This window comes from Novosphingobium organovorum (genome assembly GCF_022832435.1).
Taxonomy (GTDB): domain Bacteria; phylum Pseudomonadota; class Alphaproteobacteria; order Sphingomonadales; family Sphingomonadaceae; genus Novosphingobium; species Novosphingobium organovorum.
The window spans coordinates 1-6,934 of sequence record NZ_JALHLF010000143.1; the positions used below are offsets into that span (position 1 = coordinate 1).

General features: G+C 68.7%; 6 protein-coding genes. 1 reads left to right on the forward strand and 5 read right to left on the reverse strand.

Annotation, left to right across the window (positions count from 1 at the left end; genetic code table 11):
• Positions 1–1,025, forward strand: a 1,025-nt coding sequence (gene fahA / locus MTR62_RS19000; RefSeq protein ID WP_244023900.1) for a fumarylacetoacetase, incomplete at its 5' end; no start/stop codon positions are given.
• A 427-nt stretch (positions 1,026–1,452) separates the two neighbouring features.
• Here the strand turns inward: fahA and MTR62_RS19005 are convergent.
• From MTR62_RS19005 to MTR62_RS19025, 5 genes are all read right to left on the reverse strand, one after another.
• Positions 1,453–2,442, reverse strand: a complete 990-nt coding sequence (locus MTR62_RS19005) for a bile acid:sodium symporter family protein (RefSeq protein ID WP_244023901.1) — start codon at positions 2,440–2,442, stop codon at positions 1,453–1,455.
• Positions 2,443–2,591: 149 nt separating this feature from the next.
• Positions 2,592–3,515 (reverse strand): NAD-dependent epimerase/dehydratase family protein, encoded by a 924-nt coding sequence (locus MTR62_RS19010; RefSeq protein WP_244023903.1) that lies wholly within the window; start codon positions 3,513–3,515, stop codon positions 2,592–2,594.
• A 40-nt stretch (positions 3,516–3,555) separates the two neighbouring features.
• Positions 3,556–4,740 (reverse strand): glutamate 5-kinase, encoded by a 1,185-nt coding sequence (gene proB, locus MTR62_RS19015; protein ID WP_244023904.1) that lies wholly within the window; start codon positions 4,738–4,740, stop codon positions 3,556–3,558.
• A 128-nt stretch (positions 4,741–4,868) separates the two neighbouring features.
• Positions 4,869–5,582 carry a DUF6796 family protein gene (locus MTR62_RS19020; RefSeq protein WP_244023906.1) on the reverse strand — a complete coding sequence of 238 codons (714 nt, stop codon included), beginning with the start codon at positions 5,580–5,582 and terminating at the stop codon, positions 4,869–4,871.
• A gap of 264 nt (positions 5,583–5,846) precedes the next feature.
• Positions 5,847–6,934 (reverse strand): aspartyl protease family protein (locus MTR62_RS19025; protein WP_244023908.1); only part of this gene is annotated, 1,088 nt, incomplete at its 5' end.

The window sequence follows — 6,934 nt, forward strand, 5'->3', positions numbered from 1 at the left end:
CGGTCAGCGCGCTGCTCGCCCGTGGCTCGGCGGCGCGTGCGCAGGTCGAACCGCTGCTCGTCCCGGTCGAGGAATGCCGCCTGCAGCTTCCCGCGCGCGTGGGCGATTACACCGATTTCTACGTCGGCATTCACCACGCACAGGGCGTCGGCGCGCTGTTCCGGCCCGATGCACCGCTGCTGCCCAACTACAAACACATTCCGATCGGCTACCACGGCCGCGCGTCGAGCCTGCGGCCAAGCGGCACCGCGCTGGTGCGCCCGCACGGCCAGAGCCTGCCGCAAGGCGCCGCGCATCCGCGCTTTGGCCCGACGCAAAAGCTCGACTTCGAACTCGAACTCGCGCTGTGGATGGGGCGCGGCAACCCGCTCGGCCGCCCGATCCCGCTGGGCGAGGCGTTCGAGCACATGGCCGGCCTGACCCTTCTCAACGACTGGTCGGCGCGCGACGTGCAGGCCTGGGAATACCAGCCGCTCGGCCCCTTTGCGGGCAAAAACTTCCTCACCAGCGTCTCGCCCTGGATCGTCACGATGGAAGCGCTCACCCCGTTCCGCTGCGCGCAGGCCCCCCGCGCGCGCGCAGACCCGCGCGTGCCCGCCCACCTGTTCGACGAGGGCGATCAGGCGGGCGGCGCGCTCGCCATCGAACTGGAGGTCACGCTGTCGAGCGAGGCGATGCGCGCGGCGGGCGCGGCGGCGCTGACACTCGCCACCACCGATGCGCGCGAGATGTACTGGACCTTTGCGCAGATGGTCGCCCACCACACCGCCAACGGCTGCCCGCTCGAGCCGGGCGACGTGCTGGGCACCGGCACGATTTCAGGCCCCGCGCCCGGCGCCAAGGGCTCGCTGCTGGAACTGACCGCGAACGGCGCGCAGCCGATCACCCTGCCCGGCGGCGAAACGCGAAGCTTCCTCGAAGATGGCGACGAGGTGACCCTCCACGCACGCCTCACCGCGCCCGGACGGCGCACGATCGGGTTCGGCGCCTGCCGCGGCATCGTGCGGCCAGCGGCTCTGGTTTGAGGGGATTGACCTAAGATCTTTGATTCAAGGGGTTAACACCCCTTGACCCCAAACTGTCCAGCGCATCGCTGTCGCGCTACGGTGGCTGCGAAAACGGCCCCGGACAGTTTTGGGAGCCCGAGAGCGATGGCCCTCGGAACATTCTCTTCCCTCTTCTTCTAGTGGATTGATTTTGACATTTGCATCCCCTGGCGGCTGGGATGGGTCTGCAAATGTCAAAATCGTAAAATCCACTAGAATCAAATGAATGCTAGTGGTTCGAAGAGATTCTGACATTTGAGCGCGCCCTCTCCGATAGGGTATCAAATGTCAGAATCGAACCACTANGTAAAATCCACTAGAATCAAATGAATGCTAGTGGTTCGAAGAGATTCTGACATTTGAGCGCGCCCTCTCCGATAGGGTATCAAATGTCAGAATCGAACCACTATTGCGGCGCAGGTGCCCCCGCCAGCCGCTCGGTCTCGGCCGCGAAGCGCCGGGCGAGCACCGCGCAGACCATCAGCTGGATCTGGTGGAAGAACATCACCGGCAGGATGATCGCGCCCATCTGCGCGGCCGGAAACAGCACCGCGGCCAGCGGGATGCCGCTCGCCAGGCTCTTCTTCGAACCGCAGAACAGCATCACGATGCGGTCCTCGCGGCTGAAGCCGAGCGCGCGGCCCAGCACCCCGATCGCGCTCATCACCACCGCCAGCATGGCAAGCGCGATGACCACGATCAGCGCCAGTTCGCCAAGGGTCACCTTGTGCCACAGCCCGTCAAGCACGGCGGCGCCGAAGGCGGTGTAGACCACCAGGAGGATCGAGCCGCGATCGACGTAGCCGACCAGCTTCTTGTGGCGGTGGACGAAAGGCCCGATCACCGGGCGCATGAGGTGCCCGGCGACGAAGGGCAGGAGGAGCTGCGAGGCGATGGTGATGATCGGGTCGCTCGAGATGCCCTGCGTCTTGCCGGTGATGAGCAGCGCGGTGAGCAGCGGGGTCACGAAGATCCCCGCCAGGTTCGAGAACGAGGCCCCGCACACCGCCGCCGCGACATTGCCCCCCGCGATCGCGGTGAACGCGATCGAGGACTGCACGGTCGAGGGCAGCAGGGTCAGGAACAGGAGCCCCGTGCCCAGCCCCGGATCGATGCCGGGCAGCGCGCGCAGCGCCAGCCCGATCAGCGGGAACAGCCCGAAGGTCACGGCCATCGTCGCGGCGTGCAGCTTCCACGCCTTCGCGCCCGAGACGATCGCCTCGCGCGAGAGCTTGGCGCCGTGCAGGAAGAACAGCAGCGCGATGGCGACATCGGTCACCCGATCGGCGATCGGTGCCCAGATGCCTTGCGCGGGCAACAGGCTGGCGAGCAGCACCGTGCTGAGCAGGGCCAGGACATAAGGGTCGAGATTGAGGCGCTTGACGAGACTTTGCATGGGGGCATGCCTTAGCCGCTCGCGCGCGGGCGCACCATAGGGCGCAGACGCCCGAAAACTTGGCCCTGTGCGCCGCCCTCCCGCATCGCGGTCAGGCCTGGGAAAGAGCCGCAAAGCGGGTTTGCCTGCCCGCCCCCGGCCTCATCCGCTTAGAGCCAGCCCGCCGTGCGGTACCAGTCGGCGGTGGCGCGCAGGCCCTCGCGGGTGTCGACGCGCGGCTGCCACAGGTGCGCGGGCACCGCCTTGTCGGGCGAGACGACCCAGTCGGGATGGCTGAAATAGGCCGCGCGGTCGGCGGTCATCTTGGCCTTGGTGCCACGAAAGAAGCGGTCGAGCCCGGCCACCCGGTCGAGCGCCTTGCGCGACAGGCCCAGAACCTTGACCCGCCGCCCCATCGCCCGGCCGATCGCGCGGGCCATCTCGACGTGCGGCCAGCCGCCCGGCGTCGCATCGTCGGGCTCGAAGGTGCGCCCCAGCACCGCGTCGGCCGGCGGCACGAGCGCGACCAGCAGGCGGGCCAGATCCTCGACATGGATCATCGAGGCGTTCCCTTGCGCCGGGACCGGGACCAGCCCCCACTTGGCGGCGCGGAACAGCTCCATCATTTCCTTGTCGCGCGGGCCATAGATCGCCGGAGGGCGCACGATGGTCCAGCCCAGCGTGCTTGCCTTGAGCAGCTTTTCGGCCTTGGCCTTCGAGGCGCCATAGGCCGAGAGCTGCGGCTCGCGCGCGGAGAGCGAGGAGACGAAGACGAAACGGTGCACCCCGCCCGCAACCGCCGCCTCGATCAGGTTGAGCGTGCCGGTGACGTTGCCCGCCTCGAACCCGGCGGCATCGGGCGCGTTGGTCACGCCCGCGACGTGGACCACGGCTTCGGCGCCGCGCAGCAGTTCGGCCAGCGCCGCGCGGTCGGCCAGATCGCCCGCGACCCAGGTGACACCAGGGCGCGGCGCCTGTTCACGGCGCGCCAGCGCGCGCACGGCGTAGCCCGCCGCCAGCGCCTGTTCGAGCAGGCACTGGCCAACGAAACCCGTCGCGCCGGTCAGCGCGATGGTGGGGCCTTGGGATGGCATCTTCTTTCCGGTCCTTCAGAACTGGCCGCGCGCCCGACGATCAGGCGACCGGGGGGACATACTTGATCGACATGAGGTCGCGATGAACGACCGAGGAGCGCGGCGAATAGCCCAGCACCGCCTGCTGCTGGTTCGAGTGCAGCCGCCGGATCGCGTGGATTTCCTTGGCGTCGTATTCGGCCAGACCATTGGCGATGACGGTCCCTTGCGCGCTCACGATCGAGACCGGGTCGCCGCGCCGGAAGCGCCCGTCGACATCGATCACGCCCTTGGCGAGCAGGCTCGCGCCTTCGTGGACGAGCGCCTTCATCGCGCCATCATCGACGATGATCTTGCCCTTGGTGCGCAAGCGACCGCCCAGCCACACCTTGCGCGCGCCCGGCTTGCTCGCGCCGCGGCGGCGGCGCGGCAGGAACAGCGTGCCGATGCCTTCCCCGGCGCCCGCACCGGTGCCCATCATGCGCTCGACCGGACGCTCGCAAAAACCGTTGCCGATGGCCACGCACGCCCCCGCGATAGCCGCGATCTCGACCGCCTGGAGCTTGGAGACCATGCCGCCCGAGCCCATCCCCGAATTCGATTCGGTGCTGGCCATGGCCTTGATTTCAGGGGTGATGCCCTTGACCACCTCGAGCCGGGTGGCACCGGGCTCGCGCGGGTGGCGATCGTAGAGGCCGTCGATATCGGACAGCAGGATCACCGAACTCGCGCCCGAGGCCTGCGCGACGCGCGCGGCGAGGCGGTCGTTGTCGCCGAACTTGAGCTCCTGGGTGGTGATCGAATCGTTCTCGTTGATGACCGGCACCACCCCCGCATCGAGCAGCCGCTCGATCGTCGCGGTGACGTTGAGATAGCGGCGGCGATCTTCCAGGTCCATCAGCGTGACGAGCATCTGCGCGGCGGTAAGGCCGTGGTTTTCCAGCAGTTGCGCCCACATGCCCGAGAGCGTGATCTGGCCGACCGCGGCCGACGCCTGCGCATCGGCGAGCGAGCCGCGCCCGCCCTTATCGAAGCCCAGCTTGCGCGCGCCTAGCGCGACCGCGCCCGAGGACACCACGATCACGTTCTGCCCGCGCCGACGCGCTTCGGAAATCTCGCCGACGAGGCTGTTGAGCCAGACCGTGCGCACCCCTTCGTCATCGACGAGCAGCGAGGAGCCCACCTTGATGACGAGACAGGGATTGAGTTCAGGATCGGCGAGGTCGGCGAGTTTGGTAATAGGCATGGGCTCGGCTTCTAGAAGAAATGGGCCAGTGTGCAAAGGTGGGCTCTGGACGAACCGGCCCGCGGGCCGATCCGATGGGCGCGCCGAACCGGCCCGCCGCCCCCTGCATGAGCGCCAAACAACGCGCCTCAGCGCGATTGGTTCCACAACAACCGGGTCGAGACCGCGTAGAGCACGAAGAAACCGACATTGAGCACCCCCGCGTAGACCCAGTTCGAAAGCGGCGCGGGCAGCACTGCCATGAGCGCCCCCGCGACCAGCAGCGGCACCAGCGGATTGAGGATGAGCGCGGCCTTGCGCGGGTAGGCGGTCCCCCCGCGCGCAATGACGACGCTGGACAGCAACACTCCCGCGCCCACCGTCAGCACCGCCGCAAGCCAGGCGATGCGCACCATGCCATCGAAGCGCGCGCCAAGGTCGAGCAAGGCGCCGTGCGCCGCCACCGGCACCTCGGGGATCAGTGCATAGACCATCGCGGGATAGTAGAACGCGGCGTGCCCCAGCGGCGAAATCGCGTTGCCGCACAGCATCAGCGCAAAGGCCAGCCCCGGCAGCCAGCCGCCCGCCGGGCGCAGGCCCTGCCACAGGTGCCAGCTTCCCAGAAGGTAGAGCGGCACCGCGAAATTGGGGATCAGCGCGCCCGCCGCCAGCCGCCCTTCGCCCAACCCCAGCATCAGCGGCAAGGCGCCGAAGGGAATGCGCGGCGCATAATCGCGCAGCAACAGGGGATAGGCCTCCACCCGCGCCGCGCCGCCCACCAGCAGGACATCGCCCAGCGCCCAGAGCACGGCCCCCGCCATCGCCCCGAGCCCCGACAGGCGGATGGCCGTTCGCTTTTGCATTCGCCGCGCTCCTCGTTGTTCATGAGAATGCGACTTAGTTGCAAATCTGGACGTCCGTGCCAAGGGTGACGTGGTTCGATACGCCTGAGCAAATGGGGCGCAAGCTTGCGGCAACGTTTCGCGGCTTCAGGTGATGAAGGAAGGGAGATTCAAGGGGTTATTCCCCCTTGACCCCGGACTGTAGAGGGCTGTCGGCGCGGTCGGGCTGGCGTGCCAAGGACGGTTGGCGCGACCAAACGATCCGGCGCGGCCCGGAGCCGCCACTTACAGGAAATTCTCCAGCACCAGATCGACCGCGCGCCGCGCGCCCGCGCGTTCGACCACCAGCGCGAGGCGCGTACCGGCCGGTTCATAGACGGCCTTGACCAGCCGGTCGAAATCCGCGCCGACGAGCCGGTCCCCCGGCGCGATCCCCGCTGCCTCGGCCGGGCTGGCCGCGCCGACCACCGCGACCTTCACGTCTTTCCCCTTGCCCTCGCGCTCGACCCAGAAGCCCGCGCGGTTGTAGTCGCGCTGGCGCGGCGCGGCGCCCGCCGGGTTGAAGCGCAGGAAGACCGCCTTTTCGGCCGGGTCGGTGGCCAGCGCGAAGAAGCGCAGGATCGGCAGGCCGACGATGCCGTTCTCCGCGACCGGGAAGTCGGCCTCCTCACGCAGTTCGACGATCAGCCCCTTGAGATCGACCCCGGCAAGCGCCAGTTCGGGCGCGCGCATCATCCGCGCGGTGCCATAAGGCGGGGCCGGGGTCCAGCGCGGCGCGTCCCACGACAGCCCCGCCTTCTGCGCCGCCTTGCGGTAAAGCCGCAAGGCTCCGGGCATCCCGGTATCGAGCAGGCAGCGGCAGGGCTCCCCGCCGAGGTCGATGTCGGCCTGAAGGAAGGACGAGCCGTAACGGTTGCGGCTCGCCAGAATGGCCTTGTCGTAGCGCACCCAGCCGGTGCGATCGGGCGCCGTGTCGCGGTAGACCCGCCACTCGCCCGCCGCCAGATCAAGCTCGCTGGGCAAGGTGCTGAGCACGCCCGCCGCCAGCGAGCCGACCGCGCCCTGCCCGAAATTGAAATCCCTGACCCCGGCAAAGGCCGCCTCGCCCTGGCGCACCGCGCCGCCAAAGCTGAGGTCGGTGACCTTGTAGACCGGATAGGCCAGCTTGCCCACGGCGAGGCTGAGGCGGGTGTCGCCCAGGTAATCGAGCCCCAGCCCCTTGGCCATCTTCATCGACAGGAGGCCGATCGTCCCCCCGGTGTCGAGCACGAAGGGCCAGGGCCCCTTCCCGTCGAGCGTGCAATCGACCAGCACGCGCGAACCCTCCACCCGCACCGGCACGCGCAGCGGGTCGGCGCGCGCGGGCGCCGCCA

Excerpts from the sequence above, each read along its gene's own strand:
- proB (WP_244023904.1), bottom strand. The coding sequence starts at position 4,740 with ATGCCTATTACCAAACTCGCCGACCTCGCCGATCCTGAACTCAATCCC.
- MTR62_RS19020 (WP_244023906.1), bottom strand. The coding sequence starts at position 5,582 with ATGCAAAAGCGAACGGCCATCCGCCTGTCGGGGCTCGGGGCGATGGCG.
- MTR62_RS19010 (WP_244023903.1), bottom strand. The coding sequence starts at position 3,515 with ATGCCATCCCAAGGCCCCACCATCGCGCTGACCGGCGCGACGGGTTTC.
- MTR62_RS19005 (WP_244023901.1), bottom strand. The coding sequence starts at position 2,442 with ATGCAAAGTCTCGTCAAGCGCCTCAATCTCGACCCTTATGTCCTGGCC.